28 protein-coding genes are annotated in these 26,945 nt (G+C 62.7%); 9 read left to right on the top strand and 19 right to left on the bottom strand.

Going from position 1 to position 26,945, the window contains the following annotated elements:
* Nucleotides 1-295: 295 nt before the first annotated feature.
* Nucleotides 296-2,113 (bottom strand): DNA primase, encoded by a 1,818-nt coding sequence (gene dnaG / locus KUV45_RS08630; protein ID WP_222162729.1) that lies wholly within the window; start codon nucleotides 2,111-2,113, stop codon nucleotides 296-298.
* 164 nt (nucleotides 2,114-2,277) lie between these two features.
* A complete protein-coding gene (gene rpsU / locus KUV45_RS08625) occupies nucleotides 2,278-2,493 on the bottom strand; it encodes a 30S ribosomal protein S21 (protein WP_013333229.1) in 216 nt (71 codons plus the stop codon).
* Between the two features lie 469 nt (nucleotides 2,494-2,962).
* Here rpsU and tsaD point away from each other — a divergent pair, with 469 nt between their 5' ends.
* Nucleotides 2,963-3,994: a tRNA (adenosine(37)-N6)-threonylcarbamoyltransferase complex transferase subunit TsaD gene (gene tsaD / locus KUV45_RS08620; RefSeq protein ID WP_206941325.1), complete on the top strand. Its 1,032-nt coding sequence runs from the start codon at nucleotides 2,963-2,965 to the stop codon at nucleotides 3,992-3,994.
* Nucleotides 3,995-4,132: 138 nt separating this feature from the next.
* On the opposite strand, the gene plsY is transcribed toward tsaD, so the two are convergent.
* A complete protein-coding gene (gene plsY / locus KUV45_RS08615) occupies nucleotides 4,133-4,720 on the bottom strand; it encodes a glycerol-3-phosphate 1-O-acyltransferase PlsY (RefSeq protein ID WP_224851983.1) in 588 nt (195 codons plus the stop codon).
* A gap of 316 nt (nucleotides 4,721-5,036) precedes the next feature.
* Between plsY and folB the strand changes: the two genes are divergently transcribed.
* Both folB and folK read left to right on the top strand, forming a co-directional pair.
* Nucleotides 5,037-5,402, top strand: coding sequence for a dihydroneopterin aldolase (folB, locus tag KUV45_RS08610; protein WP_206941327.1), 366 nt, complete (start codon nucleotides 5,037-5,039; stop codon nucleotides 5,400-5,402).
* Nucleotides 5,402-5,923, top strand: a complete 522-nt coding sequence (gene folK, locus KUV45_RS08605; protein WP_222162727.1) for a 2-amino-4-hydroxy-6-hydroxymethyldihydropteridine diphosphokinase — start codon at nucleotides 5,402-5,404, stop codon at nucleotides 5,921-5,923. The genes folB and folK overlap by 1 nt, the downstream gene beginning before the upstream one ends.
* A 4-nt stretch (nucleotides 5,924-5,927) precedes the next feature.
* On the opposite strand, the gene KUV45_RS08600 is transcribed toward folK, so the two are convergent.
* The 8 genes from KUV45_RS08600 to KUV45_RS08565 all read right to left on the bottom strand — a co-directional run bounded on the left by KUV45_RS08600 (nucleotide 5,928) and on the right by KUV45_RS08565 (nucleotide 14,027).
* A complete protein-coding gene (locus KUV45_RS08600; RefSeq protein WP_224851982.1) occupies nucleotides 5,928-7,097 on the bottom strand; it encodes a polynucleotide adenylyltransferase in 1,170 nt (389 codons plus the stop codon).
* 2 nt (nucleotides 7,098-7,099) lie between these two features.
* Entirely contained in the window at nucleotides 7,100-7,432 is a 333-nt protein-coding gene (gene glpE / locus KUV45_RS08595; protein ID WP_222162726.1) for a thiosulfate sulfurtransferase GlpE, read from the bottom strand.
* An 87-nt stretch (nucleotides 7,433-7,519) separates the two neighbouring features.
* Nucleotides 7,520-8,338 (bottom strand): symmetrical bis(5'-nucleosyl)-tetraphosphatase, encoded by an 819-nt coding sequence (locus tag KUV45_RS08590; protein WP_222162725.1) that lies wholly within the window; start codon nucleotides 8,336-8,338, stop codon nucleotides 7,520-7,522.
* Between the two features lie 24 nt (nucleotides 8,339-8,362).
* Complete coding sequence (gene apaG / locus KUV45_RS08585; protein ID WP_206941334.1) at nucleotides 8,363-8,743, bottom strand: Co2+/Mg2+ efflux protein ApaG; 381 nt, start codon at nucleotides 8,741-8,743, stop codon at nucleotides 8,363-8,365.
* Complete coding sequence (gene rsmA, locus KUV45_RS08580) at nucleotides 8,740-9,606, bottom strand: 16S rRNA (adenine(1518)-N(6)/adenine(1519)-N(6))-dimethyltransferase RsmA (RefSeq protein ID WP_206941336.1); 867 nt, start codon at nucleotides 9,604-9,606, stop codon at nucleotides 8,740-8,742. Before rsmA ends, apaG begins: the two co-directional genes overlap by 4 nt.
* Before the next feature lie 116 nt (nucleotides 9,607-9,722).
* Nucleotides 9,723-10,760 (bottom strand): 4-hydroxythreonine-4-phosphate dehydrogenase PdxA, encoded by a 1,038-nt coding sequence (pdxA, locus tag KUV45_RS08575; RefSeq protein WP_222162724.1) that lies wholly within the window; start codon nucleotides 10,758-10,760, stop codon nucleotides 9,723-9,725.
* 84 nt (nucleotides 10,761-10,844) lie between these two features.
* Complete coding sequence (locus KUV45_RS08570) at nucleotides 10,845-11,480, bottom strand: SurA N-terminal domain-containing protein (protein WP_222162723.1); 636 nt, start codon at nucleotides 11,478-11,480, stop codon at nucleotides 10,845-10,847.
* Nucleotides 11,481-11,564: 84 nt separating this feature from the next.
* On the bottom strand, nucleotides 11,565-14,027 hold the full coding sequence (locus KUV45_RS08565) for an LPS-assembly protein LptD (RefSeq protein ID WP_222162722.1): 2,463 nt from the start codon (nucleotides 14,025-14,027) through the stop codon (nucleotides 11,565-11,567).
* A gap of 188 nt (nucleotides 14,028-14,215) precedes the next feature.
* On the opposite strand from KUV45_RS08565, the gene KUV45_RS08560 reads away from it, so the two are divergent.
* The 3 genes from KUV45_RS08560 to KUV45_RS08550 all read left to right on the top strand — a co-directional run bounded on the left by KUV45_RS08560 (nucleotide 14,216) and on the right by KUV45_RS08550 (nucleotide 16,478).
* A complete protein-coding gene (locus tag KUV45_RS08560; RefSeq protein ID WP_222162721.1) occupies nucleotides 14,216-15,253 on the top strand; it encodes an aminoglycoside phosphotransferase family protein in 1,038 nt (345 codons plus the stop codon).
* Complete coding sequence (gene murU / locus KUV45_RS08555) at nucleotides 15,250-15,933, top strand: N-acetylmuramate alpha-1-phosphate uridylyltransferase MurU (protein ID WP_222162720.1); 684 nt, start codon at nucleotides 15,250-15,252, stop codon at nucleotides 15,931-15,933. The genes KUV45_RS08560 and murU overlap by 4 nt, the downstream gene beginning before the upstream one ends.
* 125 nt (nucleotides 15,934-16,058) lie before the next feature.
* Nucleotides 16,059-16,478: an OsmC family protein gene (locus KUV45_RS08550; RefSeq protein ID WP_222162719.1), complete on the top strand. Its 420-nt coding sequence runs from the start codon at nucleotides 16,059-16,061 to the stop codon at nucleotides 16,476-16,478.
* Nucleotides 16,479-16,684: 206 nt separating this feature from the next.
* Here the strand turns inward: KUV45_RS08550 and coq7 are convergent, their stop codons facing one another.
* Together coq7 and KUV45_RS08540 are read right to left on the bottom strand one after the other, a co-directional pair.
* Nucleotides 16,685-17,329, bottom strand: coding sequence for a 2-polyprenyl-3-methyl-6-methoxy-1,4-benzoquinone monooxygenase (gene coq7 / locus KUV45_RS08545; RefSeq protein ID WP_206941349.1), 645 nt, complete (start codon nucleotides 17,327-17,329; stop codon nucleotides 16,685-16,687).
* 268 nt (nucleotides 17,330-17,597) lie between these two features.
* Nucleotides 17,598-17,939: a histidine triad nucleotide-binding protein gene (locus tag KUV45_RS08540; protein WP_206941351.1), complete on the bottom strand. Its 342-nt coding sequence runs from the start codon at nucleotides 17,937-17,939 to the stop codon at nucleotides 17,598-17,600.
* A gap of 237 nt (nucleotides 17,940-18,176) precedes the next feature.
* Here KUV45_RS08540 and KUV45_RS08535 point away from each other — a divergent pair, with 237 nt between their 5' ends.
* Nucleotides 18,177-19,412: a sodium:proton antiporter gene (locus KUV45_RS08535; RefSeq protein ID WP_222162718.1), complete on the top strand. Its 1,236-nt coding sequence runs from the start codon at nucleotides 18,177-18,179 to the stop codon at nucleotides 19,410-19,412.
* Nucleotides 19,413-19,543: 131 nt separating this feature from the next.
* On the opposite strand, the gene KUV45_RS08530 is transcribed toward KUV45_RS08535, so the two are convergent.
* Nucleotides 19,544-20,968, bottom strand: a complete 1,425-nt coding sequence (locus KUV45_RS08530; protein ID WP_222162717.1) for a PLP-dependent aminotransferase family protein — start codon at nucleotides 20,966-20,968, stop codon at nucleotides 19,544-19,546.
* Between the two features lie 204 nt (nucleotides 20,969-21,172).
* Between KUV45_RS08530 and KUV45_RS08525 the strand changes: the two genes are divergently transcribed.
* Nucleotides 21,173-22,051, top strand: a complete 879-nt coding sequence (locus tag KUV45_RS08525; protein WP_222162716.1) for a DMT family transporter — start codon at nucleotides 21,173-21,175, stop codon at nucleotides 22,049-22,051.
* Between the two features lie 18 nt (nucleotides 22,052-22,069).
* Here the strand turns inward: KUV45_RS08525 and KUV45_RS08520 are convergent, their stop codons facing one another.
* The 4 genes from KUV45_RS08520 to phaR form a co-directional block, all read right to left on the bottom strand.
* Nucleotides 22,070-22,942, bottom strand: a complete 873-nt coding sequence (locus tag KUV45_RS08520; protein ID WP_206941357.1) for a phosphoribulokinase — start codon at nucleotides 22,940-22,942, stop codon at nucleotides 22,070-22,072.
* Nucleotides 22,942-23,376, bottom strand: coding sequence for a thioesterase family protein (locus KUV45_RS08515; protein ID WP_222162715.1), 435 nt, complete (start codon nucleotides 23,374-23,376; stop codon nucleotides 22,942-22,944). Before KUV45_RS08515 ends, KUV45_RS08520 begins: the two co-directional genes overlap by 1 nt.
* Before the next feature lie 60 nt (nucleotides 23,377-23,436).
* Nucleotides 23,437-24,720 (bottom strand): phosphoribosylamine--glycine ligase, encoded by a 1,284-nt coding sequence (purD, locus tag KUV45_RS08510; protein WP_222162714.1) that lies wholly within the window; start codon nucleotides 24,718-24,720, stop codon nucleotides 23,437-23,439.
* A gap of 101 nt (nucleotides 24,721-24,821) precedes the next feature.
* Nucleotides 24,822-25,283 carry a polyhydroxyalkanoate synthesis repressor PhaR gene (gene phaR, locus KUV45_RS08505; protein WP_206941360.1) on the bottom strand — a complete coding sequence of 154 codons (462 nt, stop codon included), beginning with the start codon at nucleotides 25,281-25,283 and terminating at the stop codon, nucleotides 24,822-24,824.
* Nucleotides 25,284-25,404: 121 nt separating this feature from the next.
* Here phaR and KUV45_RS08500 point away from each other — a divergent pair, with 121 nt between their 5' ends.
* Nucleotides 25,405-26,118: a 16S rRNA (uracil(1498)-N(3))-methyltransferase gene (locus tag KUV45_RS08500; protein ID WP_206941361.1), complete on the top strand. Its 714-nt coding sequence runs from the start codon at nucleotides 25,405-25,407 to the stop codon at nucleotides 26,116-26,118.
* A gap of 128 nt (nucleotides 26,119-26,246) precedes the next feature.
* Here KUV45_RS08500 and KUV45_RS08495 read toward each other — a convergent pair whose 3' ends face one another.
* Nucleotides 26,247-26,810, bottom strand: a complete 564-nt coding sequence (locus KUV45_RS08495) for a RimK/LysX family protein (RefSeq protein ID WP_222162901.1) — start codon at nucleotides 26,808-26,810, stop codon at nucleotides 26,247-26,249.
* Nucleotides 26,811-26,945 lie beyond the last annotated feature (135 nt).

Below are 26,945 nucleotides of genomic sequence, written 5' to 3'. Positions count from 1 at the left end.
ATCTCGACGAAGAAGAATGAAGCACCTGAAGCGCTAAGGTGGAGAAAACTCGGTAAGCCGGACAGTATAGCGGTTTTGGGGCCACTTCTGCCAGTCTGGAGTGTTTGCGCGATGTCTCAGGTGTGTTAGCTTATCTGGTTGCGCCCAATATCAGCGCCTAGTCCCTTAGATGGTGATAGTAGTTGAGAATTCAACCCTGACACCTTCTATACCTCCTATTCGTCGCCAGCAAAGCGTGAAGGCTTACCTCAGAAGGTAGACCAGTGACGCTGAGGGATCGTTCGCTGCGACGTCTTCAATCACGTGCGGCCAGCAGACTCATCAGTCGCGAGCGCTCCTCACTCGAGAGACGCTCCCCTGATTGCTGCTTTGCCAGCAACGTATCAATCTCCTGCTGTCGCGACGGGGTCTTGCAGGCCCGTTGAAAATAGCTCACCAGACCGTCCAGCTCCGCCGCCCTTGCCGGCCCAGGGATCAACAGCTCCTTGCGCGCCAGTGCGGCCAGACGCTCGCCGTCCTCACTGCCATGGAAGTGCATCAACAGCACCTGAGCACTGGAATACCCCCCAGCCCGCAACAGCTCGATCACGTCGCGACAGAGTCGCGCATCGTCGCCCTGACCGTCACACCACTCAAGCGACTCGGGGAGACGCTCCACCAGGCGCGGCTCGTGCACCAGCAGCTGCAGGGTACGGCCCATCAGGCCCAGCGCCGCGGAGGACTTTCTGCGCCGCTGCGGCGACTGGCCCTCATCAACAGCGGGCTCCATGGCGTCGTCGAAGGGCATCAGCTCGGGCTCTTCGGCAACCACGGGCGCCAGAAGCGCTTCAAAACGCGACTGTTCGACCCCGGTGCGTCGCGACAGCTCCGTCAGCATCAACGACTTGAGCACTCCCTGGGGCATCTTCTCGATGGCCGACAGCACTTGGCTGACGTAGCGTTCGCGCGACTCCAGCTGCGCCAGGTCACGCCCCTGGGCGGCGTGCTCGAACAGAAACTCCGACAGCGGACTGGCACACACCACGCGATCTTCGAACGCACTGGCACCCTCACGCCGCACCAGACTGTCCGGATCCTCGCCCTCAGGCATGAACAGGAAGCGCGCCTGACGCCCGTCGATCATCTCGGGCAACACGGTTTCCAGCGCCCTGGCCGCCGCCTGACGTCCGGCCTTGTCACCGTCGAAGCAGAACACGACTTCACTGACCAGGCGAAACAGGCGCCGCAGATGATCTGCCGTGGTGGCCGTACCCAGGGTAGCCACCGCATTATGGATGCCGTACTGCGCCAGCGCGACCACATCCATATAGCCTTCGACGATCAACAACCGTTCCAGTTTCGGGCTGGCCTGGCGGGCTTCGTACAAGCCATACAGCTCGCGCCCCTTGTGGAACACGGGGGTTTCGGGAGAGTTCAGGTACTTGGGCTTGGCATCCCCCATGACCCGACCGCCAAACCCCAAGGTCCGCCCGCGAATATCGCGGATCGGGAACACCACTCGATCGCGAAAACGGTCATAGCTGCGACCACTGTCTTCGTGGTGAACCAGCAGGCCATACTCGATCTGCACAGACTCATCGACGCCCTGCCCGCCGAGGTGCCGCTTCAGCGCCTCCCATTGGGCCGGCGCATAGCCAATGCCGAATAGCTCGCGGATCTCGTCTGACACCCCGCGCTGCTCCAGATACTCTCGGGCAACCTGGCCCTCCGGCATCTTGAGCCGCTCGCGAAAGTAGCTGGCAGACATTTCCAGCAGGTTGACGCCTTCCTTGCGCTTTTTTTCTCGCGCCTGGGCTCTGGGATCGTCGGCACCCTCTCTGGGCACCTCCATCCCCAACCTGGAAGCAAGCTGCTCGACCGCTTCCGGGAAGCGTAGCTTGTCGTACTCCATCAGGAAGCGCAGCGCGTTGCCGTGGGCACCACAGCCAAAGCAGTGATAGAACTGCTTGTCCGCGCTGACCGTGAACGATGGGCTCTTTTCCTGATGAAACGGACACAGACCAGAGTGGTTGCGCCCGGCCTTTTTCAGCTTGACGCGCTCACCCACCACCTCGACCACGTCCACGCGCGCGAGGAGGTCATCAATGAAGCGCTGGGGAATCTGGCCGGCCATAGTCTCCTCGACAGGAGCGGTATCCTGAGAAGAACAAGAATCGTCCAGAGGTCTGGACGGGACACCCTCATCGGATGTCAGAAAAACAAGCGGCCACCTCAATGGCGGCCGCTTGGCGTCCTCCTGAATCGAGAGCGGCGAACCACGCTCGACTCAAGTACGGATCAATAGAGCCGTTCGAAACGCTTGCGCTCACGCTGGAGCTTCTTGGCGTGACGCTTTACAGCGGCAGCGGCCTTGCGCTTGCGCTCGGCAGTCGGCTTCTCGTACTGCTCACGACGACGGACTTCAGACAGAACGCCGGCTTTTTCACAGGAACGCTTGAAGCGACGCAGAGCGACGTCAAACGGCTCGTTATCACGTACTTTGACAGAAGGCATTAAGCACTCACCTACCTTAGGTAACTTGAGTTCGGTTTGTACGCACACCTTCAAGGCCAATACCCCACGACACTTCGTTCGACTGCCTTAACTCATACAGGAAGGCAACGCTATCGCGAATGCCATAATCAGCAAGGAAACGAAACAGTGACGGGGGACAGCGAGCCCTGGATGCACGACCCAGTCTTGCAGCGGACGGTATTTTAGTGAGCGAAGCCGAGCCTTGCAAATTCTTTTTGGAAAGATAGCGCCTACCGGCCACCCAGCGCGCACCACGATGTGGACGCCACTCTGTCCATAGGATCAGGCGAAAACAGCGAGTTGCAGGACACAGGTTCGCCCGTGAGACGGCATCACGCTGGCCGCCGCCACACTTTCCCTCGCGCGCCCTCGCGCGCCCACTGTCGCAGCCACTCTCAAAACGGCGTAGAATCACGCCCCTTCCCGCTTTTGCTTCCCGAGTCGACCCATGCGAGTACTAGGCATCGAAACCTCCTGCGACGAGACCGGCGTCGCGCTCTACGACACCGAGTGCGGTCTGGTGGCCGACGCCCTGCACAGCCAGGTTGCCATGCACGCCGACTATGGCGGCGTGGTGCCGGAGCTGGCTTCCCGCGACCATACTCGACGCCTGCTGCCATTGATCGACCAGGTTCTGGAGCAAGCCGCTATCGGGCGCGAACAGCTGGATGCTATCGCCTACACGGCAGGCCCGGGGCTGGTAGGCGCCCTGATGGTGGGTGCCAGCACCGCACACGGCATGGCCCGAGCGCTCGATATCCCGGTTCTTGGTGTCCATCACATGGAAGGCCACCTGTTGGCCCCCATGCTCGAGGATGAGCCTCCGGCCTTCCCCTTTGTGGCGCTGCTGGTGTCCGGGGGCCACACGCAGTTGGTGGAGGTCGCCGGTATCGGCCAGTACCGCTTGCTGGGCGAGTCCGTGGATGATGCAGCGGGTGAAGCCTTCGACAAGGCAGCCAAGATGCTCGACCTCGACTATCCGGGCGGCCCCCGGGTCGCCGCATTGGCGGAAACCGGTGATCCGGGACGCTTCCAGTTCCCGCGTCCCATGACCGACAGGCCGGGACTCGACTTCAGCTTTTCGGGATTGAAGACCCACACCCTCACCACCATCCGCCAGCTGGAGAGCGCGGGACAGCTGGATGCACAGGCCCGTGCGGACGTGGCGCGTGCGTTCGAGGAAGCCGTGGCGGACACCCTGGCCATCAAATGTCGCCGTGCCCTCAAGCAGACTGGACTGAAGCGTCTGGTGGTCGCTGGAGGCGTCAGCGCCAATGTCCGCCTGCGCGCTCGGCTTGAAGACGCCACCGCCAAGCAGGGAGCCAAGGTGTACTACCCCCGCGGCCGTTTCTGTACCGATAACGGCGCCATGATCGCCTATGCCGGTGCGCAGCGCTTGCTGGCGGGCGAGCGGGACGTGGTAGGTCAGATGCAGGCCGTGCCGCGCTGGCCGATGGACCAGCTGAGCGCCCCTGCCTGATCGGGCCGGGCTTGGCCGGTCCAGGTCAGGTCAGGTCAGTCCCGACAAGAACAGGGCAGGATCATGCCCAGGCCAGCGCGCTAGCTGCCTCGGCGCCCTAACATGTCAAAGCCGCGTAAAAGCCGCGTCAAAGCCGCATCACAGCCGAGGCTCCTTGCCACGGCGCAGTCGATCTATATTGAGCGCATGCCGGGCCAGCACCAGCGCGGCAAACACCAGCACCACCCAGGCAAAGTCGGGGGACAGCCACAGGCTCAGCAACGGTGCCAGGGTGGCACTGGTCAGTGAGGCGACCGCCGCGGTATGCACCCGCCAGGCCAGCAGCCCCCATATCATGGCACATGACAGCGCGACACCGGGGGTCAGCAGCAGCATCACGCCAAAGGCACTGGCAACAGCCTTGCCGCCGCGAAAGCGATACCAGGCGGGATAGCAGTGCCCCAGCAGCACCCCCAGGCCCACCAGTCCGAGCCCCCAAGGCGTCAGCCCCTGGTGCATGCCCAACAGCAGCACGGGCCAGCCCTTGAGCGCATCGATGGTCAGGGTTGCCAGCGCCAGCACGGGCCCATGCAGCCGCAGCACATTGGAAAACCCCGGATTACATGACCCGCTCAAGCGCGGGTCAGCAAGCCCCGCCACCCGGCATACGGTGATCGCCCCCAACCAGGTTCCACTGAGATAGCCCAGCGCCGTCAGCGGCAGTAATACTTCTATGGTCGGACCCACAACGACTCCTGCGCCATGAGGACGCCTCGGTGCGCACATGGTAGCCCCATGCGCGCGATCATGCTGGCAGCGCCGCTGCACCAGCGACGCCGGGAACCGCGACAGTGTCCTGGTGGTGCCAGACGATTGGCGTCCGGCCAAACCTCCAGGGAAGTACCACGCAGGCCGCCCCCTTTGAAGGACCAGTTTGCCAGCCCGGGCTCGCTGTCGCCATCTGCGGCCTGTTTCGCGACCGCCTGGTCAAGTACAATTGGCCGCCTTGTTCATTCTGCGTTCCCGGCCACGACCGGGACACCACGACCGGGAAACATCATCGATGGATCAGGTGCTGATCGAAGGCCTTGAGCTGGACACCGTCATTGGCGTCTACGACTGGGAGCGCTCCATTACCCAGCGTCTGATAGTGGATCTCACGCTGGCGACGGATATCCGGGCAGCGGCCGCGGATGACGACCTGAGCAAGACGCTCGACTACGACGCCATCAGTCGTCGCATTGGCGTCTTCGCCTCGGAGCATGACTTCCAGCTGGTAGAAACCTTTGCCGAGCGCCTGGCGTCGCTGCTGATGCAGGAATACGGGATCAGCTGGCTGAGAATGACCTTGCGCAAGCCCGGCGCTGTGGCCAATGCCGCCTCGGTAGGCGTGCGCATCGAGCGTGGTACACCAGCGGGAGGACATTGATGCGACTGGTCACCCTGAGCCTGGGCAGCAATATCGAACGGGAGCACCACATCACGGTGTGCCTGGATGCCTTGGCCGACACCTTTGGCCAGTTGGCCGTTTCCCGCGTATTCGAGAGCACACCGGTGGGCTTCGAGGACGGCCGCAATTTCTTCAACCTGGTGGTCGCCCTTCACTGCGACTGGAGCGTCGGCGAGCTGCAAGCTTGGTGCAAGCGATTGGAGAGCGCCAACGGCCGCAGCAAGGACAGTCCAAAGTTCAGCCCCCGCACCCTTGATGTCGATATTCTTACCGTCGACTCGCTGACCGGGGAGGTCGACGGCGTGAGCCTGCCACGCGGCGAGATCCTGCACCACGCCTTCGTCCTGTGGCCGATGGCAGAGCTGCTTCCCGACCATCGCCATCCCGTCGTGGGGCGCCGGTATCAGGAGCTCTGGCAAGCGTTCGGCGACGGCAGCCAACAGCTGTGGCCCGTCGAGTTTCACTGGCGCGGAGAAGCGCTACCGCTGCCCTCCCGTTGAAGGATCAGCGCCCGCCCTGGTGAAAGCACGCCAGGCGACGTCGCCTCAGCTCCTGCCCCAGCTCCGCCCCTTTGAAGCCCTGATCAAGCAGCTCTCGCGGGGCAAGCGAGCGCGCCTGATCGACCCCACGCGCCAACCAGGCTGCCTGCTCGGGCACCTCCATGGCCAGCAACGACAGCAGGGGCGCGACTCGCTCGCTGCGCCGCCAGGCATCGATGCCGTCACACCAGGTCATGGCTATCCTGCTGGCCTCTTCTGAGCCTGCACCGTCGGCCAGCTGCGCCTTGAGCTCACGGGTCAGCGCCAGCTGGTGTCCCAGATCACGATACGGATTGGGCACCTTCAAGGCCTGTTCAAGCTGGCGACGCTGCTCAGCCGGCAGGGCCTCCACCAAACGACCCCAACGCCATACGGGCTGGCCCGCAAGGGCCGGGGGCAATGCGCTCATTCTCTCGCAGGCGCGCTTGAACTCGGCCGCTCCTGGCTGCACCAAGCCAGGCATCAGCCGTGACAGTGCACCGCATGAGTCCAGCGCTTCGAAGTAGCGCCGGGGCTCTGGCTCGCCCAGCGCCTTCTCGGTTTCCACCCAGACTCGCTCAGCCACCAGGTGATCCAGCTCGCCGCTGTCAGCCAGCTGTTTCATCAGCGCTTGCGTACTCTCGTCAATGGTAAACCCGAGGCCGGCGTAGCGAGCGAGAAAGCGCGCTGTGCGCAACACCCTCAGCGGATCTTCGACGAAGGCCTGACTGACATGACGCAAGCGCCGCTGCTGCAGGTCGCGACGCCCGTTGAAAGGGTCCACCAGGTGCCCATCGAGCGACTCGGCCATGGCATTGATCGTCAGGTCGCGCCGCCCAAGGTCCTCCTCCAGGGTGACATCAGGACTTGCATGCACCTCAAAGCCGGTATATCCGTGCCCGGACTTTCGCTCGGTACGGGCAAGGGCATACTCCTCATGGGTACGGGGATGCAGGAACACCGGAAAATCCCGGCCTACCGGCGTGAAACCACGCTCCCGCATCGACGCTGGGGTCTCGCCAACGACCACCCAGTCCGTGTCCTTGACTGGCCATCCCAGCAGCGCGTCACGCACCGCACCCCCCACCCGGTAACGTTCAAGACCGGCACAAGGGTCTGTGCTGCCGTGGTGCTTTCCCGGCATCTCAGGGGCCATGTTCAGCCCTTGCTGACGCGTTCAGGCAGAACGTGCTGCCACTGGGTGAAACCGCCGTCGAGGCTATAGACCTGGGTAAACCCCTGAGCGGCCAGCCAACTCGCCGCCTGCTGGCTGGAATGGCCGTGATAGCACACCACCACCAGCGGAGTATCCTTGGCGGTTTCCGCGACAAGCGGGCCCACGCTGTCATTGTCCAGGTGGCGGCTACCGGGGATATGCCCTTGGGCAAAGCTGCCCGGATCGCGAATATCGACAAGGCAAAGCTCACTGCCCTGATCCAGCCATTGTTGAAGGCGTTCGATATCGAGGTGCTCGAAGGTCGCCGGTGTCATGCAAAACTCCAGAAGGCAAAAGCAAGAGGCCCATGGGCAACGCCGCACATGAGCGTGGCGGATGCCGCACAACGGGCTTGGTATCGGTTATCGCGTGATCTGCTGGCGGCTCGGAACGCTGATTCGCTCTCCGCTTGCCATATCCAGCGCGGTCAGGCTGCCGCCCCAGACGCAGCCGGTATCCAGGGCCTCTGCCCTCACCCTGCGATCTGGCGCAGTGCCATTGAGCGCCGCCCAATGGCCGAACAGCAGCCACGGATCGTCGTCACGGGGATACTGAAACCAGGGGGAAAATCCCTCAGGGGCACTATCCAGGCCTTCCTTGGCGTCAAAATCGAGACGCCCCTCGGCGTCGATGAAACGCATCCTGGTGAGGGTGTTCACGATGGCCCGGTAGCGATCTACGCCCTCCTGATGGGGCTTGAAGCGTCGCGGCCGGTTGCCATACATCCGCGACAGGAAGTCGCCGGACTGCTCTCCCGTCAGCACCCAGGACACCTCTCCGGCGAGCCCCTCGGCCTGCTCCACCGACCACTGGGGCGGTAGCCCGGCATGGGTCATCACGGCCTCTCCGTCACGCAGCAGCAGCGGCCTGGCCTGGAGCCAGTCGAGCAGCGTATCGCGATCGGGCACTGCCAGAATGTCGTCAAGGGTGTCCTTGCGCTTGAGCGAAGCCCCACCTCGTGCCACCGCCAGCAGATGCAGGTCATGGTTGCCCAGCACCACCTTGGCAGCAGAACCGAGGGCCATGACGTCCCGCAGGCAATCCAGGGATCCGGGCCCGCGATTGACCAGGTCCCCCGCAAGCCACAGTTCATCACGACGCGGATCGAAGCTGAGCGCCTCCAGCAGCTCGACAAACTCCTGATGGCAGCCCTGCAGGTCTCCAATGGCGTATCGGCTCATGCGTCTCCCGCTGTCGTCAGACATTCAATGAATCTGGTTGGGCGTGGCCAGGCGGAACACCGAGATCGGCACCTCGAACGGTCGCTGGCTGGCCGTATCGACGCAGGTGTAGGCGCCTTCCATAAAGCCTACCGGCCCATCGAGTATCGCCCTGCTGGTGTACTGAAATGTCTGGCCAGGACCAATCATCGGCTGCTTGCCGACCACGCCCTTGCCACGCACTTCCTGCACCTGCCCGCTCGTCTGGGTGATCTTCCAGAACCGGGCCATGAGCTGGATATTACCGCTTGAGTGATTGTGAACCGTGACCGTATAGCTGAACACAAAGCGATCTTCCAGCGGCGCAGACTCGTCCTCACGAAAGGCCGGTGTCACGTCAACGCGCACGTCGGGGTGCTCGTTCATGCGGGTGTCTCCTCCCCAGTGTCCTGATCCCCCTGTGTGTCATGATCCGCTGAAGCATTACCTTGCTGCTGGTACACCGCATTGGCGATCGCGACAAACTCTGCCACCTCCAGGGTCTGCGGACGGCGACCAGGATCAATCCCAAGTTCGGCCAGGGCATCGCCATCAATGCGCCCCTTGAGGTTGTTGCGCAGGGTCTTGCGGCGCTGGCCAAAGGCCTCTCGCACGATATCGAACAGCAGCGTCTCATCCTGGGCCGGCGCGACCTTCTGCTGACGCGGGGTCATGCGCACAATGGCAGAGTCTACCTTGGGCCGCGGGACAAACGCCTCAGGGGGAACCACAAACAGTGACTCGACCTCGCAGAAATACTGCGCCAGCACCGACAGTCGGCCACGATCTCCGCCACCGGCGGGAGCGGCCAGACGATCCACCACTTCCTTCTGCAGCATGAAGTGCATGTCCTGGACCGCAGAGCCAGCGCGCAGCAGGTGTGAAATCAGCGGAGTCGATATGTTGTAGGGCAGGTTACCGACAACACGCAGCGGCTGTCCGTCGCCACGCAGCGCCTGGAAATCCATCTTGAGGGCATCGCCCTCATGGATCACGAACGCCGGGTGATTGAAGAACTGCACACGCAGGCCCGGGATCAGGTCGCGGTCCAGCTCGATAACCTCCAGGTGCCCTTCGGTCGCCTCCAGCAATGGCTCGGTCAGCGCTCCCTGACCGGGGCCGATCTCGACCACGCGCTCACCAGGGCGCGCGCCGATGGAGCGAACGATGCGGGAAATGACGCCATGGTCACGCAAGAAGTTTTGACCGAAGCGCTTGCGAGCCCGGTGCGCCGTAGGGCGGGATGACATGCTTGAATCCTTTATGAAACCAAGGGGAGCGCCAAATCAATATAGCGAGCGATGATAGGGCGCTGATGGCCAGAGCGCAAAGGCTGGCCAAGGTCGGGCTGGGGAAAACGGCCAGTTCAGCCCGCCTGGGCCAGGGCCCCCATCTGTTCGGCCAGGCTAATCGCCACTGCCAGGCTCTGCGGGCTGGCCTGCCCGGTCCCTGCCAGGTCAAGAGCCGTGCCGTGATCGACCGAGGTGCGCGCCAGCGGCAACCCTAGCGTGATGTTGGCGGCCTGACCGAACCCTGAATACTTCAGGACAGGTAGACCCTGGTCGTGGTACATCGCGAGCACGGCATCGACGCCGGCAAGGTGTCGAGGCGTAAACAGCGTATCCGCGGGCAGCGGACCATCGAGGCAGAACCCTTCGGCCCGCAGCCGCTCCAGCGTCGGGGTGATTACCTCTATTTCCTCACGCCCAAGGTGGCCACCCTCTCCCGCGTGGGGGTTCAAGCCACATACGGCGATGCGCGGAGCCTTCACCGCGAAGTAACGGGTCAAGTCCTGCGCCAGGATCCGCAAGACCCGCTCGAGGCTTGCCTGGGACAGGGCGTCGGCCACTTCTCGCAGCGGCAAGTGAGTCGTGGCCAAGGCTACCCTAAGGGGCGTCGGGAGCGTGTCACTGGCTGCTTCCACACGTCCATGCAAGGCGTGGTCGGTCGCCAGCATCATGACCACCTCCTCTACCCCGCATGCATCGCGCAGGTATTCGGTGTGGCCGGTAAAACCGTCATGACCGCCGTCGCAGATCACGCCCTTGTGCAGGGGCGCGGTGACCATTGCGGCAGCGTTGCCCGCCAGACACTGCGTCACCGCAAGGTCCAGGGTCGCCAGCACATAGTCAGCGTTGGCGGGATCGAGCACCCCGGGAATGCAGCGGGCTTTCATGTCCACCGGCCACACCGCCAGGCGCCCGACCCTGGGGCCCGGATGCGGCTGACCCGGCGCCGTGACGGCCACCTCGATGTCCAGCGCCAGCGCCTCGGCCCGCTCCCTCAACAGCACTGGGTCGCCAATGGCGACCCAGTCAGTGGCATCTGCCGCCGCCAGCATCAACGCGAGCTCGGGACCAATGCCCGCAGGCTCTCCGGTGGTGACTACGATAGGCGCTTTCACTTGCCGCTCACCTGTTGCGCTTTCACATCCACCTCATTGGCCTCTTCACGACGGTGACATTCGCTTGCTGACGCGCCTTCACCCCTAGTTCAGGCGCTTCTCGACGAAGGCTTCGCCACGAATTTCCTGCATCCACTTCTCCAGCTCATCACCCACCTTACGCTGGAAAATCGCCTGACGTGCCTGGTCGCGGGTAGCACCCACGCCTTCCTGCTGCAGGAAGCGCTCGACTTCAGCCTCGGAAATATTGACGCGGCTGGATACCTGAGCCTGCTGGACCTTCATGATCAGCATCTCGCGACGGATCTGGTCACGCACCTGGGCAAGGCTGGTGCCCTGTGACTCTAGTCGATCCGCAAACTGCTCCAGTGTGGCGCCATTCTGGTTGGCCACGGAGCGTACCTGGCGATTGAGCTCGGTCTCGTCGACACTCAGGTTCATGCGCTCGGCCAGCTGCACCTCGATTTCCTCGACAATCATGCGATCGAGAATCTGCTCACGCAGCGCCTGCTCCGGGGGCAGCGCCATGTCGCTGGTGCGCAGGCGTGCCATGGCCTGGTCGACACGTTCGTCCAGGTCCGATGCCATGATGGCGTCTTCATTGACCACAGCAACAATGCGATCCAGCGACTGACGGTAACCGTCCTGGGCATTGGCAGCCACGGTGGTCAGCGCCAGACAGGCGGCCAGCGCCACGGCGGCAAGGGGTCGGCTACGCATAATCTTGCTTCCTCGTTCACTCAGAAATTCGATGCGGCAGGCGTGTTAGAACCCGCCTGCCGCAGGATAGTTCGCAGGAGATACTCAGTTCAGGCCAGGACGATAGCCGGGCACCGCTGACTGGAAGTAGGTGTCGGCCTCGCCACCGAAGCCACCCAAGCCCTTGAGCACGAAGCGCAGGAACAGACCGCGATCCGTGGTGTCATCCTCGATATTGTTGGCCGTGTCCTCGTCCTCGATCCACTCGCGCCAGACGACCTGCACACCATAGCAGCAGTCGTTCCACTGCACACCCGCCATCTGGTCGAGGGCGCGATCATTGGTGTTGTCGTAGAGGACTCGCCCAATGATGTCGAAACGATCCGTGGCCTTGTAGGCAAACGACAGGTCGTATTCTTCCCTGTTGTAGTTACGGATGTCGTCGGCATCGTCCGCGTTGTCGAAGCCTTCCAGCTGCCAGCGGTAGCCAAGGTTGAGCACGTGGCCTGCATCGGCGCGATAGTGCACCCCGAGACCGGTGCTCTCGGTACGGCTCTTTTCATCGTCGTACAGCCACTGCCAGCGGGTGCTCCAGTTGTCGTTGATCGACCAGTTGATCCGTGTCACCCAGGGGGAACGGTCCCGCGTGGCATCGTAATAGTCGAACGACTCTTCGTCTCTGGGCAAGGTATCCGGGTCGCCAGCCATATCGATGTTGCGGTCCTCGAAGTAGGCTGCCTGACCCACACCGATGGAGAGGCGCTCACGGCCGCTCTGATCTTCCAGGAAGCGACTTTCCACGCCGTAGGACAGTCGGTTCAGGTCACCGAGCCGGTCACCCCCAGAGAAGCGGTAAGGCGACCACAGCTGCCCCCATGAAAACGACAACTCTTCAGTGTCGAAGTCGGGGAAGTCGCTCTGGTCCCTTTCCGGCACGTAAGCGTAGTTCAGGCGTGGCTCCAGGGTCTGGCGCCAGTCATCACCACCGAAGGCGAAATCACGTTCGAAGATCAGGCCAGCGTCGATGGTGGTGACCGGCGCCGTCAGCGACGGACTCTCGGTGTTATCGGTGATGCGGTCATCGTAATCGAGGTCATAGCTGGTGTGCTGCAAGGCCACGCGCGGCTCGAAGAAGCCCCAGCTCGGGTCAAAGCGATAGCCCACCGCAGGCGTCAGGTCGAGGCGTGCCCCCTTGACGTCCTCGCGCAGGGGAATGCGCCGAACCGTGTCCTCGTAGTCGTAGAAGCCGTTCTCATCGCCTTCGATATCACGCCAGAAGTAGGTCGCGTTGGAATTCCACTCCTGATAGAAGCCAAGGTCCTGGGACCAGCGACCGTTGGCCGTGAGGCTAGGCAGACGGTAGAACGGCTTGTCACCTTCGTCGACCGGATCATCAAGCAACTGATAGCCCTGGGCCTTGGCCTGGAGCGACCAGGTGTCACCCAGATAGTCGATCTGGGCCAGGCGAGGCATGTTGCTGGTATCGGCTTCGCCGAAGGTGCGCCCAAAGTCATCGAAATAGCGGCCATCACTGGCGGCCCCATAGCGCAAGCGATACGGAATCCGCGAACTGAACCGACCGTAATGGCTGTAGTCGAAGTACCAGCGCTCGTCCCCGTTCTCGAGCTCGGTGGTCGAATCGTCATCCCCGGCGGACTTGTCGTCGCCGATGTAGGCGCCCTCGACGGTACCCTGGTCCGAGGGAAACAGGTAACGGAACTCACCGCCCAGCAGCAAGCCGCTGTCCTGAATCCAGCGAGGGGTGATGGTGGCGTCATAGTTGGGCGCCAAGTTCAGATAGTAGGGCTGGGCGTAGTCCACGCCGCCGTCGGACACCCCGATGGTGGGCCAGAGAAAACCGCTCTGTCGGCGTTCATCGATCGGGAAGCGTACCCATGGCCAGTAGAACACCGGCACATCGCCGACTTCCAGGCGGGCATGCTTGGCCGTACCAAAGCCCTGATTGCGGTCCAGCAGAATGTCGTTACCGACCAGCCGCCAGGTGCTGTCACCGGGTTCACAGGTGGTAAAGCTGGCTTCTCGCAAGCGGAACACGTTGTCGCTGACGCGTTCCAGCTGAATGGCATCGCCGCGCAGGCGCGCCTCGTGGGCCACGTAATGGGCTGAGTCGATGGTCGCCTGATCGCTGTTCAGCGACACCTGGGCGCTGTCTCCACGTACCAGCAGGCCCTTGTCACGCAGGGTCAGGGGACCACTGGCATTGGCCAGGTCGCGCTCCGGTGGCACCTGGACGCGGGAGGCCTCCAGCTGGGTGTCGCCCTTGCGCAGGATAACCTCGCCATCCAGCACGGTATCGCCATCCGTGCCGTAATTGGCGGTGTTGGATTCGCTGTTGACCTGACCATCAATGGCCGGCGCAGGCAGTCGGTAGTCTGGCTCGACATAGTAGCCTCGACACACGGTCCCCGCGGGACGATCATCGCCCCAGGGCTGCCAATCCAGTTGGCCTGCCGGCAGGGAATCAGGGGGAGCCGCCCACAGGGGCGACGACACCAGACTAGTGGTGGCGAGGCCCGCCAGGGCCGTCCATGCGTATCGCTTGGCCATGTTGCACGCTGTCCTCGACGGGGTGAATCGGTATTATACAGGCCGCGGCCGGCCTGTAACGCCGATCTGCTCCAGCAGGAGTTGCGCCACAGCCGCCCATGATCCATGCACAGCATGCGGTGAGGCCAACGGAGCGTCAACCGACTTTGCCAACCGTCGCCCTTCCGCTATCAGGAGTTCTCTCAGCAATGTCCCAGGCCGAATGCCCCAGCCGACTCGAGCAACTGCGCCATTGGGCACACTCCCAGCACCCGCACGACCCTGGCGCAGGCCAACTGGTCCTGGCGGCAGGTGACGCCAGCTTTCGCCGCTACTATCGTCTGACCTTGAACGATGGCCAGACGCGCATACTGATGGACGCGCCCCCACCTCAGGAAGACGTCGCCCCCTTTGTCGATATCGCCCGTCGCTGGCGCTCCGCGGGACTGCCTGCCCCAGCCATCCATGCTGTCGACCCCCAGCAAGGATTCGTCGAGCTGGAAGATCTCGGCGACGAGCCGCTGCAGCTCGCTCTCGAACACGCCGATTCAGCCGCCACGCGCAGCCACTTCGACGCTGCCATCACCCTGCTCGAGCGACTGCAACAGCTGGCGCCTGACGGGCTGCCGCCTTATGACGAGGCGACCCTGGCACGAGAACTGGACCTGTTTCCCGAATGGTGTACCGGACGATGGCTTGAGCAGGACACCGACATCCCTGGCTGGCAGGCGCTGCGCCAGGCCCTGATCCGCGAAGCGCTGGTGCAACCTGTGGTCACGGTGCACCGAGACTTCGATGCCATGAATCTGATGCGCCACGCGGATGCGCTGTGGCTGATCGACTTTCAGGATGCGCTCGCGGGCCCCATCACCTATGACCTGATCTCACTGCTGCATGGCCGCTATCGACGCTTCGATGCAGCACAACGCCGACAGTGGTGCGACGGCTTTTGCGACAGGGCCATCGCCGATGGCCGCCTCACTGACAAGGTCGACCACGACACCTTCTGGCGCTGGACCAATGCCATGGCCGCCCAACGCTCGCTCAAGGTGCTGGGCATTTTCTGTCGGCTTACCCTGAGGGACGGGCGTGACGGCTATCTCCAGCGTCTGCCGCACTTCCTTGATCACCTTCAGGACAGCTTGGTGGAACTCGAAGGCCTGGAAGGCCAGGCCGACTTCCTGGCATGGACCCATCAAAGGCTGCGCTCGCAGCTGTCAGACCGGCTGCAAGGAAGCGCATCATGAAAGCCATGATCCTGGCCGCGGGCTTGGGCAAGCGCATGCGCCCGCTGACCGACCACTGCCCCAAACCGCTGCTTCCCGTGGCGGGCGAACCATTGATCGGCCATCACCTCAAGCGGCTTGCCGCCGTGGGCATTCGCGATGTGGTGATCAATGTCAGCTACCGGGCTGACCAGATCGTGGAGGCGCTCGGCGATGGTACCGATTACGGCGTATCGATTGCCTTCAGCCATGAGTCACAGCCATTGGAAACCGCCGGAGGCATTGCCAAGGCGCGACCGCTGCTGGGTGAGGCGCCCTTTCTGCTGATCAGTGCGGATGCCTTCTGCGATATCGACCCCGCCACCCTGTCCTTGGCAGAGGGTGATCTCGCGCATCTGGTGATGGTCAATAATCCGCCGCATCACCCACAGGGGGATTTTCACCTGACAGCCGCCGGCAGAGTGCAGGCAACGGGAGCGCCACGCCTGACCTATTCGGGCATCGCGCTCATCGATCCGCGACTGGTGAACGAGCTACCCGAGCCCTGTTATCCTGTGGCACCACTGCTTCGTCAGGCCATGGCAAGTGACCGGGTAGCCGGCACCCATCACCATGGCGAATGGGTCGATGTGGGCACACCGGAACGCCTCGAGGCGCTCAACCAGCGCTTGAGCTCCGGCCACCGCTCCAGCCGACCCTAAGGTTGTCAATCAGAGGGTTGTCACTCATAGGGTTGTCAACCACAGGGTCGGCCGCAACCGACGACACATGATGTTCCCTGCGCACCTTGGCGGTGCGCACCGACAGCAAAACAGAAGGAAGTCCCATGAAAGCCAGCGTCAAATGGACCAGCGGTCGCCAGTTCGTGGCCGAATCCGGTAGCGGCCACAGCGTGGTCATCGACGGACCGCCCGATCACGGTGGTCGCAACACCGGCCCGCGCCCGATGGAGATGCTGTTGATGGGCATGGGAGCCTGCACCTCATTCGACGTGCTGGAAATCCTCGAGAAATCTCGCGCACCGGTGGAAGACTGCGTGGCCGAGATCGACGCAGAACGTGCCGACAGCGTGCCCTCGGTGTTCACCAAGATTCACGTCCATTTCACCGTGACAGGCAACGGACTGAAAGAAAAGCAGGTGCAGCGCGCCGTCGAACTGTCCGCCGACAAGTACTGCAGCGCATCCATCATGCTGGCCAAGGGAGGCGTCGAGGTCACCCACTCGTACAGCATTGTGGAGTCGTGATCCGGCCTACTTTCTCTATCGCGAAAGCGCCCAACGGGCCTTGGTGAGAAGCTATAGAGAAGGGTACTAGAGCACCAAAGCATCAGAGTGCACGCCGAACACGACAATGCCCCGCCTCAAGCGGGGCATTCCGACCACGGCATACAGCCTGATAGCACCCCACGACACGCTGCGGAAAACAATGCCCCAGCGAGTGCTGGTGGGAGTTAGAAGCGATAGACGCTCTTGGTCATGACCTTGGACATCAAGGTCATACCGGCCTTTACCGGCCCAGGAAAGCGCGCACCGCCTGCCTCAAGCGCCTGCTGGGCATGATGCGCTTCATCGATTGCCATCTGCCGCAGAACAGCGCGGGAGCGACGATCACCCTCCGGCAACGTTTCCAGATGCTCGTCCAGATGCTTGCCCACCTGCTCCTCGGTCGCGGCCACGAAACCGAGACTGACACGATCACCAATGGCACCCGCCAATGCTCCCATGCCGAAAGATGCCGCGTAGAACAGCGGGTTGAGCCGACTGGTATCGGCATTCAGCTCGCGCAGGCGATCCTCGCACCAGGCAAGATGGTCGATTTCTTCCTGGGCCGCCTCTTCCATCTGGCCACGCACCTCCGGCAGCTTGGCCGTGAGACCCTGGCCCTGATAGAGAGCCTGAGCACACACTTCACCGGTGTGATTGATCCGCATCAGACCGGCCGCATGGTGGCGATCTTCGTGGCTCATCTCGCCGTCATCAACGCTGCTGTCTGCAGGCGTCGGACGTGAGGCTCGGGCCGCACCCGGCACCAGCGTGCGCAGCACATTATCGAACTGATGAATGGCGCGATCAGCGGGGGAAAGAGAGCGTGGCATACCTGCATCCTTGGGCGGCGGTAGGAAAGTCGAGTCGCTGAGGCACTATTCTACGCCAGCCCGAGCTCTACGCCAGCCCGAGCTCTACGCCAGCCTGAGCTCGACTTAAACCACTGCGCTATCCGCCCAGACATTGGCGGCGCCCCGCGCACGAAGGCGAGCGGCGCAACGAGCGGCGCCGTCCGGGTCATACCCACCGGACGGCGCCATGGAATGCACGGATGCGTCGATCGCTTGAGATGCCGGAAGAGTCTCCGTCAAGCGCCAGCTAGCCAGCCGGCCAAGTGAAGCGTCGACCGCCCATCACGTGCATATGAATATGATAGACCGTCTGTCCGCCGTCTTCATTGCAATTCATGACCACTCTGAAGCCGTCTTCGGCGAAGCCCTGCTCCTTGGCCAGGCGCGAGGCGATGAACGGCAATCTTCCCACTAGCGCAAGGTCATCCTCGCTGATGTCGTTCAAGGTGGCGATATGCTTTTTGGGAATGACCAGCATATGGGTCGGCGCCTTCGGATCGATATCGTTAAAGGCTAGAACCTGGTCATCCTCGTAGACGATATCAGCGGGAATCTCGCGATTGATGATCTTGCAGAACAGGCAATCCATGGCGGGCTCCGTGGGTGCTCATGACAACAGAGATAGAGTGCCGAGGTTACCGGGCATTATCCTCGCTGTCAGTCTTCCTGTGATCGACGGCTGACCCACGCCGTATGGGGATCGTTCCCAGCCCGCTTGCTGTGCAACGTTGAGCTTTGCGCCCAGGGCTCGCACGCGCCTCGCCCATCGTGGTTGCTGCTGTGATACAACCTACACATTCGATACTTCTTTGGAGTACCGCCGCACATGCATCATGCCGCCTTGCTGCTGATACTGCTGGTCCTCGTGACATTCGCGCTGCTGTCACGGCGCATTTCCGCGTCGCTGATCAGCCTGCCCATGGTGTTCATGACCACCGGCATGGTGCTCGGAATGATGACGCCCGACCTGGTCCCGGTGCACATCCAGCAGGAGCTGACCCAGGTTATCGCCGAGATCACGCTGATCATTGTGCTGTTTGCCGACGCATCGGTGGTCAAGCTGAAGTCGCTGCGCAAGGATCTGTCGATTCCCCTGCGCATGCTGTTGATCGGCATGCCTCTGACCGTGCTGCTGGGTACCCTGATGGCAAAGTGGGTATCCCCCGAGGCCGCCTGGGCCACCGCCATGCTGGTCGCTGCCATCCTTACTCCTACTGACGCCGCGCTGGGCCAGGCGGTCGTGTCGAGCCCCAGCGTGCCTGAGCGCATTCGGCAATCGATCAATGTCGAAAGCGGACTCAACGATGGCCTGGCGGTGCCGGTCATTCTGGCATCTGCCCTGATGGCAGCAGCGGCCACCGGTACAGACGTCGCCCATGCGCCAGACAACCTGCTGACCTTTGCCCTGCTGCAGCTGACGCTGGGCCCCCTGGTCGGCGTCCTCTTCGGCTGGGGGTTCGCGCGCATGCTCGACGCGGCCATTGATCGGGGAACCGTCACCGTGGTCTACCAGGGCATTCTGTTTCTGGCGGTGGCGTTCCTGACCTACCTGACCGCTGAATCCGTGGGAGGCAACGGGTTTATCGCCGTGTTCCTGGGTGGACTGACCTTCGGCAACCTGCTGCGCCACGAGACCACCTTCATCGAAGAGTTCATGGAAAGTGAGGGGCAACTGCTGACCATCGCCACCTTCCTGATCTTTGGTGCGGTGATGGTACCGCTGGCGTTCTCTCACGCCTCGTGGAAGACCGTGACACTGGCCCTGATGTACCTGACGGTCATCCGCATGCTGCCCATCTGGGTGTCGTTGACGGGTCTGGGGCTGTCGACCTATGAGAAGACCTTCCTCGGCTGGTTTGGCCCCAGGGGACTCGCCAGCATTCTGTTCGCCTTGCACGTCTACACCGAGTACCCGATTCCCGGCAGCAACGAAATCCTGGCCTGCGTGGTGTTGACGGTGATGATCTCGGTGGTGCTGCATGGCGTCAGCGCACAACCCATGGCGAAACGCTTTGCCAGGGGACGTGCTGCGAGCTCTCCAACGTCGGAGAAACCACATTGAGAGTGGCGGTGAGAGTGGCGGTGAGAGCGGCGGTGAGAGCGGCGGCCGTCAACGCATCCCCTCTCCCCCTCCAGAGGGTGCCCTGACACATCTCGCCTGCTGGCGACGGAGGTCATGACAGCCGGTCTGACTCACTGCTGTCCGGCGACGCGCTCAAGGGTGCTATCGAGCAGGTCGAACACCTCGGGGCTGGTACACTGGGCGACGTTGAAGCGAAGATAGCGACTGGCCTTGCCATCAGCACTGAAGACCTCTCCAGGCGCCAGCACCAGGCCCACGTTCAGGGCTTCCCGCGCGACCTCCTTGGCCAGCAGCCCGTTGGGCAGGCTCGCCCAGACAAACATCCCACCCGCTGGCTCGATCCACGGCTCAAGGCCTGACGACCTGAGCCGCAGGTTGACTCGCCCCATGGCGTCGCCCAGGCGCGCCCTGAGCAGGTTGAGGTGGCGTCGGTACGCCCCTTCTCTGACCAACTGCAGCACCAACTCCGCAGACAGAGCGCTGGCACCAAAGGAGGTGGCAAGCTTGAGGTCCACGAGTTCTTCGATCCACTCGCCGCGTGCCGCGATGTAACCGCAGCGCACCGAGGCCGACAGGGTCTTGGAAAAACTGCCCACCTGAAGCACCCGGTCCAGTCCATCCAGCGCCGCCAGCCGAGGCGCCTGCTGAATGTCGAAGTCGGCAAAGATATCGTCTTCGATGATCAACAGATCATGCTGTTCGGCCAGGCGCAGGACGCGATGGGCCACCGCCAGCGTAAGGCCGGCGCCGGTGGGGTTATGCAGCCCGGAGTTGGTGATGTAAAGACGTGGTCGGTGCCGCTCGAGGGCGTGGCCAAGGTGGACCAGATCTGGCCCCGACGGGGTGAAGGGAACTCCGATCACGGTGACGCGATGGGCCCGCAGCATGGCATGAAAGTTGAAGTAGCAGGGATCATCCACCACCACGCAGTCACCCGGCTCCAGCAAGAAACGACAGAGCAGGTCAATCGCTTGAGTGCCCGACTCCGCCAGCATGATCTGCTGTGGTGACGCCTCCACCCCGCGTTCCGCCAGGCGGCGCGACAGCACCTGCCGCAATGCCCCCAGGCCTTGGGGCGGAGCATAGTCGGTCAGCGTCGGCAGGGCGCAGGAGCGGCGAGCCAACTGCCTCAAGCCTCGCCGTATATCGTCATGCGGCATCCATTCTGCCGGCAACCAGCCACAGCCTGGCCGCCAGCGGGCCTGATCGCTTTCGAGCGCTTGCCGGGTCAGCCACAGCGGATCGACTTCACGGGCACGGGGAGGACCGAGCTCGGCCAGGGAGAGAGGTGGAAGACGATCCCCCACGAAGAATCCCGCCCCGGGACGAGAGTGAATGGCGCCCTCGCTGACCAGACGGTCGTAGGCGTCGACCACGGTAGAACGCGAAATCGACAGCGACTCAGCCAACGCCCTGATCGATGGCAGTCGAGCCCCTGGAGCCAGCTGACGCTGCGCCATCCGCCGATGCACCAGGGCCACCACTTGCTCTACCAGAGGAACGGCCGACCGGCGGTCAATATCAGACAGGTGCATCCTTCCCCCTCGACATAGCAAGATGCGTAGTGCAGACCAACGCCATCGGATCGATCCTCAGGGTGATCATTTCAGTCGACACGGCGGCGCACTGTATTGGTCACCGCACCATAACAGTTTTCCCAAACTGTACTGAACTGTATCTCGATACCGCCGACACTCCAGCCCAACCTAAGCAGATCATTTCGGCACGGAGCCTCGCGCATGTCTTCCCCCCACCTTGGATGGGCCTACGGCTTTCTTGGAATGGCCATCTTCAGCGGCTCGCTGCCGGCAACGCGCATCGCCGTCGGAGCCTTCGATCCCCTGTTCCTGACCTTCGCCAGGGCTAGTATCGCCGGTGCGGTAGCGCTGATGCTGCTGCTCTGCATCGGCGGACGTCGCCCAGCACTCGGCGAGCTGGCCTCGCTCGCGCTGATCTCGGGCTGCGTGGTGGTCGGGTTTCCGCTGTTGACCGCGCTGGCTCTCGAACAGGTCAACGCCGCCCACTCTCTGGTCTTCATCGGCCTGCTGCCGATGGCCACTGCCCTGTTCGGTGTGCTGCGCGCAGGCGATAGGCCACGCCCGGTGTTCTGGCTGTTTTCCCTCTGCGGCGGCGGCGTCATTGCCCTGTTTGCCCTGAGCCAGCATGGCTATGGCAACAGGTCGGGAGATCTGCTCATGGTAGGCGCTGTACTGGTCTGCGGGCTTGGCTATGCAGAAGGCGCACGTCTATCGAGACGCCTGTCTGGCTGGCGCGTCATTTGCTGGGCGCTGGTTCTCGCACTTCCCGTCATGCTGGCGCTGACAGGACTGTCTCGCCCGTCATCCTTTGCGAATATCGACATCGCTGCCTGGGGGGCCATGGGCTATGTGTCGCTGTTCAGCATGCTGATTGGCTTTGTCTTCTGGTACCAGGGGCTGGCTCAGGGTGGCGTCGCCGCCGTCGGACAGTTGCAGCTGCTGCAACCCTTTCTGGGACTGGGGCTAGCCGCCTGGTGGCTGCACGAAAGCATCAGCCTGATGATGCTGGTCACCTGTGCCATCGTGGTGCTGTGTGTCGCGGGGGCCAAGCGCTACGCGGCCCCCCTGGCGGCACGATGAACGCCGTGGTGAGGTGATTCAGCGAAAGCGACGCTGCGCCAGCAAATGGCGTACCAGTGGCCCCAGGATCAACTCCATCGCCAGAGACAAGCGCGAACCAGGCACGACCAGGGTATGGGGGCGACTCATGAAGGCATCTTGAATCATCGCCAACAGATAGGGAAAGTCCACCGTGGCGGGATCACGAAAGCGGATCACCACGAAGGACTCGGCATCGGTAGGAATGTCCTGCACCTCGAAGGGGTTCGAGGTATCCACCGTGGGCACCCGCTGAAAGTTGATATGGGTGCGCGAGAACTGGGGCAGAATATAGCGAACGTAGTCGTCCATGCGCCCAAGAATGGTGTCGATGACCGCTTCCTGGGTGTATCCCCGAGCATGCATGTCCCGATCAATCTTCTGAATCCACTCAAGGTTCATGGTCGGGGCAACGCCTACCAGCAGGTCGACATGCCGAGCGATATCCACCTCACTGGTCACCAGACCACCATGCAGGCCTTCATAGAACAGCAGGTCGGTGCCCGTCGGTAGCGGCTGCCACTCGGTAAAGGTACCGACCTGATAGCCAGCCTCGATCATCTTCTTGTCTTCGGCATGGATGTAATGGCGGAATGTACCCGAGCCACTATCCCCGTACTCCTGAAACAGCGTTTCCAGACGATCGAGCAAGTTGGCTTCGACGGCAAAGTGGGACAGCTCATCCTTGCGCTCGGGCTCCTCGCGGAAGATTCGCGCCAGCTCCTGCCGGGTATAGCGATGAAAGGCATCACCGTCGACGAAGGCCGCATGCACGTCTTCGCGCGCAAACATGCGTTCAAAGGTCCTCTTGACGGTCGTGGTACCCGCCCCGGATGAACCGGTGACCGCGATGACCGGATACTCCCTCGACATCAGCGCACCCTCTCCAGCGCAGCATGCACAGCATCGGGCACCGCCACCGGACGAGCCGCCTGGGGATCCACCACCATCAAGTTGATGCGGGCGGTAGCCACAAGGCGCTCGTCACGCTCTCGGCGAATCCGGTGGTAGACCGTGATGGCCTTGCGTCCCGGCACCGGAATCGCCGTGTCGATAACCAGGGCATCCGGCCAATGGGCTTCCGCCTGATACTGGATGGCCAAGTCCGCCGCCACGCTGGGGTAGCCCCCCAGGTCGCCCTCGTGCAGACCAAGTTCGGCCAGGGCGGCTGCCCTGGCCTCGTGCATCAGCGAAATCACCGCATCATGGCCAAGATGTTGGCCGTAGTTCATGTCGGTGATGCGCACCGTCAGCGGGTGGCGATGCACGATCGACTGCTCGGGGAAGTCGAGTTTCACACGTTCCATGCTCGCTCCTTGGAAATTGTTATTGGCCTGGCCACGGGGCGAGTCGGGCATGTTGCCCCATCAGCCCTGGCGAGCCATGGCGCGGTGGGCAATATCGGTTCGCCAGAACGCCCCATCGAATCCGACGCGATCCACGCCGCGGTAGGCAAGCTCGCGCGCAGCCGCAAGGTCATCGCCCAGCGCCGTCACGCACAGCACCCGCCCGCCAGACGTTACCACCTGACCGTCGCTGTCTGCGGTACCCGCGTGGAAAACCTTGAGCCCCAGCGCCTCGGCCTCATCACAGCCAGTAATCGCATCGCCCTTGCGGTAGCCTGCCGGATAGCCCTCGGCGGCCATGACCACACCAATGGCAGGACGCGGGTCCCACTGACACTCATGACCGTCAAGGCGTCCCGTGGCACCCGCCAGGCACAGCTCGGCCAGGTCACTGTTGAGGCGCATCATGATCGGCTGTGTCTCAGGATCACCGAAACGGCAGTTGTATTCGATGACCTTGGGTTCACCGGCTTCGCTGATCATCAGACCTGCATACAAGAACCCGGTGTAAGGGTGCCCTTCTGCGGCCATGCCTTGCACCGTAGGACGAATGACCTCATCCATGATGCGCGCATAGACCTCATCGGTGACCACCGGCGCGGGGGAGTAAGCCCCCATGCCGCCAGTGTTGGGGCCAGTATCCCCATTGCCAACGCGCTTGTGGTCCTGACTGGTGGCCATGGGCACGATGGCGGCGCCATCCACCATCACGATAAAGCTGGCTTCCTCGCCCTCGAGAAACTCCTCGATCACCACCCGTGCACCAGCGTCGCCAAAGGCGTTGGCTTCCAGCATATCGCGGATGGCGGCCTCGGCTTCTGCCTCGCTCATGGCCACGATGACGCCCTTGCCGGCCGCCAGCCCGTCGGCCTTGATCACGATAGGAGCGCCCTGCTCTCGCAGATAGGTCAGGGCCGGCTCGACCTCGGTAAAGGTACTGTAGGCGGCGGTGGGGATGGCGTGGCGTGCCAGAAAGTCCTTGGTGAAGGACTTCGACCCCTCGAGCTGGGCAGCGCCCTGGGTCGGACCAAAAATCGCCAGCCCTGCCGCGCGGAAGCGATCGACGACGCCCTCCACCAGCGGTGCTTCGGGGCCTACGATGGTGAGATCAATGCCTTCGCCTTGGGCAAAGGCAACCAGGCCATCAAGATCAGCCACGCCGATATCGACGTTGGTCAGGCCTGCCTCGCGGGCGGTACCCGCATTACCTGGCGCGACGAATACCGCAGAAACGCTGGCCGACTGAGCCACTTTCCAGGCCAGCGCGTGTTCGCGGCCACCGCCGCCGATGATCAGGACCTTCATCCGCTCAACCACCTATCATGTACCAAATGAGGCGGCATTATGGCAGAAAAAGGCCCGGCCCGCGCGATAACGTGCGGCACTGCCGCCCCCCGCTGGACGACTCAGGACGATCGTTCGTCGTCATCCGAACGGGTGGTACCTCCTTGACTGATGGTGTTCTGCCAGAAGCGCATATTCTCTTCCGCCAACTCCCGCATCAGCTCCATCGGGGAATGGCGCATGGCCTGCTGCCACTGATCCTGCATCTTCTTCTGCTGTTCCATCATCAGCCGCGTGCCCTGTTCCAGATAGCGCGCCAGCGGCAGCGGCTGGGACATGGCGTACACCCGAATCAGCTGCTGCAGCAGGTCATTGGAGAAGACCTCGGCGTCGCTGTCAGCCTGTTCCTGTTCGATGATGATCGACAACAGAATGGTACGTGTCAGGTCTTCGCCACTCTTGGCGTCCTCGACACGGAAGGGCACTTCTTCGAGAATCAGACTGCGCAGATCCTCGAGGGTCACATAGCGGCTCTGTTCGGTATCATAGAGCCGGCGATTGGCATACTTGCGAATCACACGCACGGCGCTGCTCCTTACATTCTGTGGGAAGCCACCTGACCGCCATCACGGTCATTCGGCTTCGTTCGCATCCATTTTGCACCGCGACACCGCCCTTGCAAGACAAACCGGCATTCGAGGCTCCATGAACCTGATTCTTCTCACCCAGGACGACGTCAATGACTCACGGCTGGCCAGGGTCCGCGACCCCAGACGCCTGGCACACCTGCGTCAGGTTCACCGCGCCCAGCAAGGTGACGTCATGACCCTCGGGATAGAGAATGGCCCGCTTGGTCGTGGAACGCTGCTTTCGTTGGACGAAGATGAAGCTTGCTTCGACGTATCAGGCCTGGACCAGGCACCTCCCGAGGCGCTGCCGGTGCATCTGGTGCTGGCCCTGCCTCGCCCGCGCATGCTGGCAAGAAGCATAGAGCATGCCACTGCGCTGGGGGTGAAGCACATCACGCTGCTGCATAGCCGGCGCGTGGAAAAAAGCTACTGGCAGTCGCCGGAACTCGATCCGGCTAAGATTCACCAGCACCTGGTGCTGGGATTGGAGCAAGCGCGTGATACTCGCATGCCCACGGTGGATACGGCGCGCGGCTTCCGTCCATTTGTCGAGGACCGGCTACCGACTCTGCTGGAGGGGCGGCGAGGCCTGCTGGCTCATCCAGGCATGCCGCAGGCATGCCCTCGAGGCATCGATGATCCGGTGGTGCTGTTGATTGGCCCCGAAGGTGGTTTCATCGACTGGGAGGTGGAGCAAATGCTGGCCGCCGGATGTGAGGGCATTCACCTGGGACAACGCATACTCAGGGTGGAAACCGCCGTGACTGCCCTGCTGGCGCGACTGTTCTAGTGGGCCGGCCCAGGTGTGAGCACACCCTGAGCCACCACCGCTGACGCCGGAATGACGGACCCTGGCAACGCACACAGGCATGGCAGCGGCAGCCGCCATGCCGTGACGTACTGGCCAGCAGACGGCGATCATTCAGCGTCCTGGTCCTCTGCGTCCTGGTCGTCGGTCTCTTCGGCCCTGCGATTGGTGCCGAACTCCCCTTCCCCATCGTGCTCGATCACCGGTGAATTCTCGTCACAGGTCGGCGCGATCAGGAAGGTTTCTCGCACATCGAGAAGGCCGAGCTCACCGATGGTGCGACGTCCCAGCAGCATCGGATAGTTCATTTCCTCGCGATTGCGCAGGCTGAACTGCTCTTCGTGAATGGTATCGCCCATGCACACCTTCATCAGCACGACCAGACGTTCGTCCCGGCCGCCGGCCCCACGTACCGTCATGTCACGATACAAAGGCCGCTCGAGCTCCTTCTTGAAGGTCTCGCCTGTCTCTTCATCTTCCAGCTCGAGCGCAAACCGTACCCAAGGCTCACCGTCCTTGTCGAACCGCTCGATATCTCGCGCATCCAGCGAGGATGTCAGCGCACCGCTGTCCAGCTTGGCCTTGACCTCCACGTCCCAGGGCTCCAGCGTCGCCTTCTCCACCCAACCAAAGACATCGGGTCCGTCATCAGCCAGGGCGGCGTTCATCGGCATCAAGGTCAACGGTAGCGCTGCCAGCGCCACGGCACGTATCCGGCTCGCACACCAGCGTTCAAGCGATTCCTTCATCCTGCAATTCTCCCTGTGATGCGGCGCTGTCAGCCAGCGCCGATGTGCCGGGTGCCCAAA

It is taken from the genome of Halomonas sp. DP3Y7-2, assembly GCF_019800795.1.
Classification (GTDB): Bacteria; Pseudomonadota; Gammaproteobacteria; order Pseudomonadales; family Halomonadaceae; genus Halomonas; species Halomonas litopenaei_A.
This window is presented reverse-complemented; position numbering and strand designations above follow the sequence as displayed.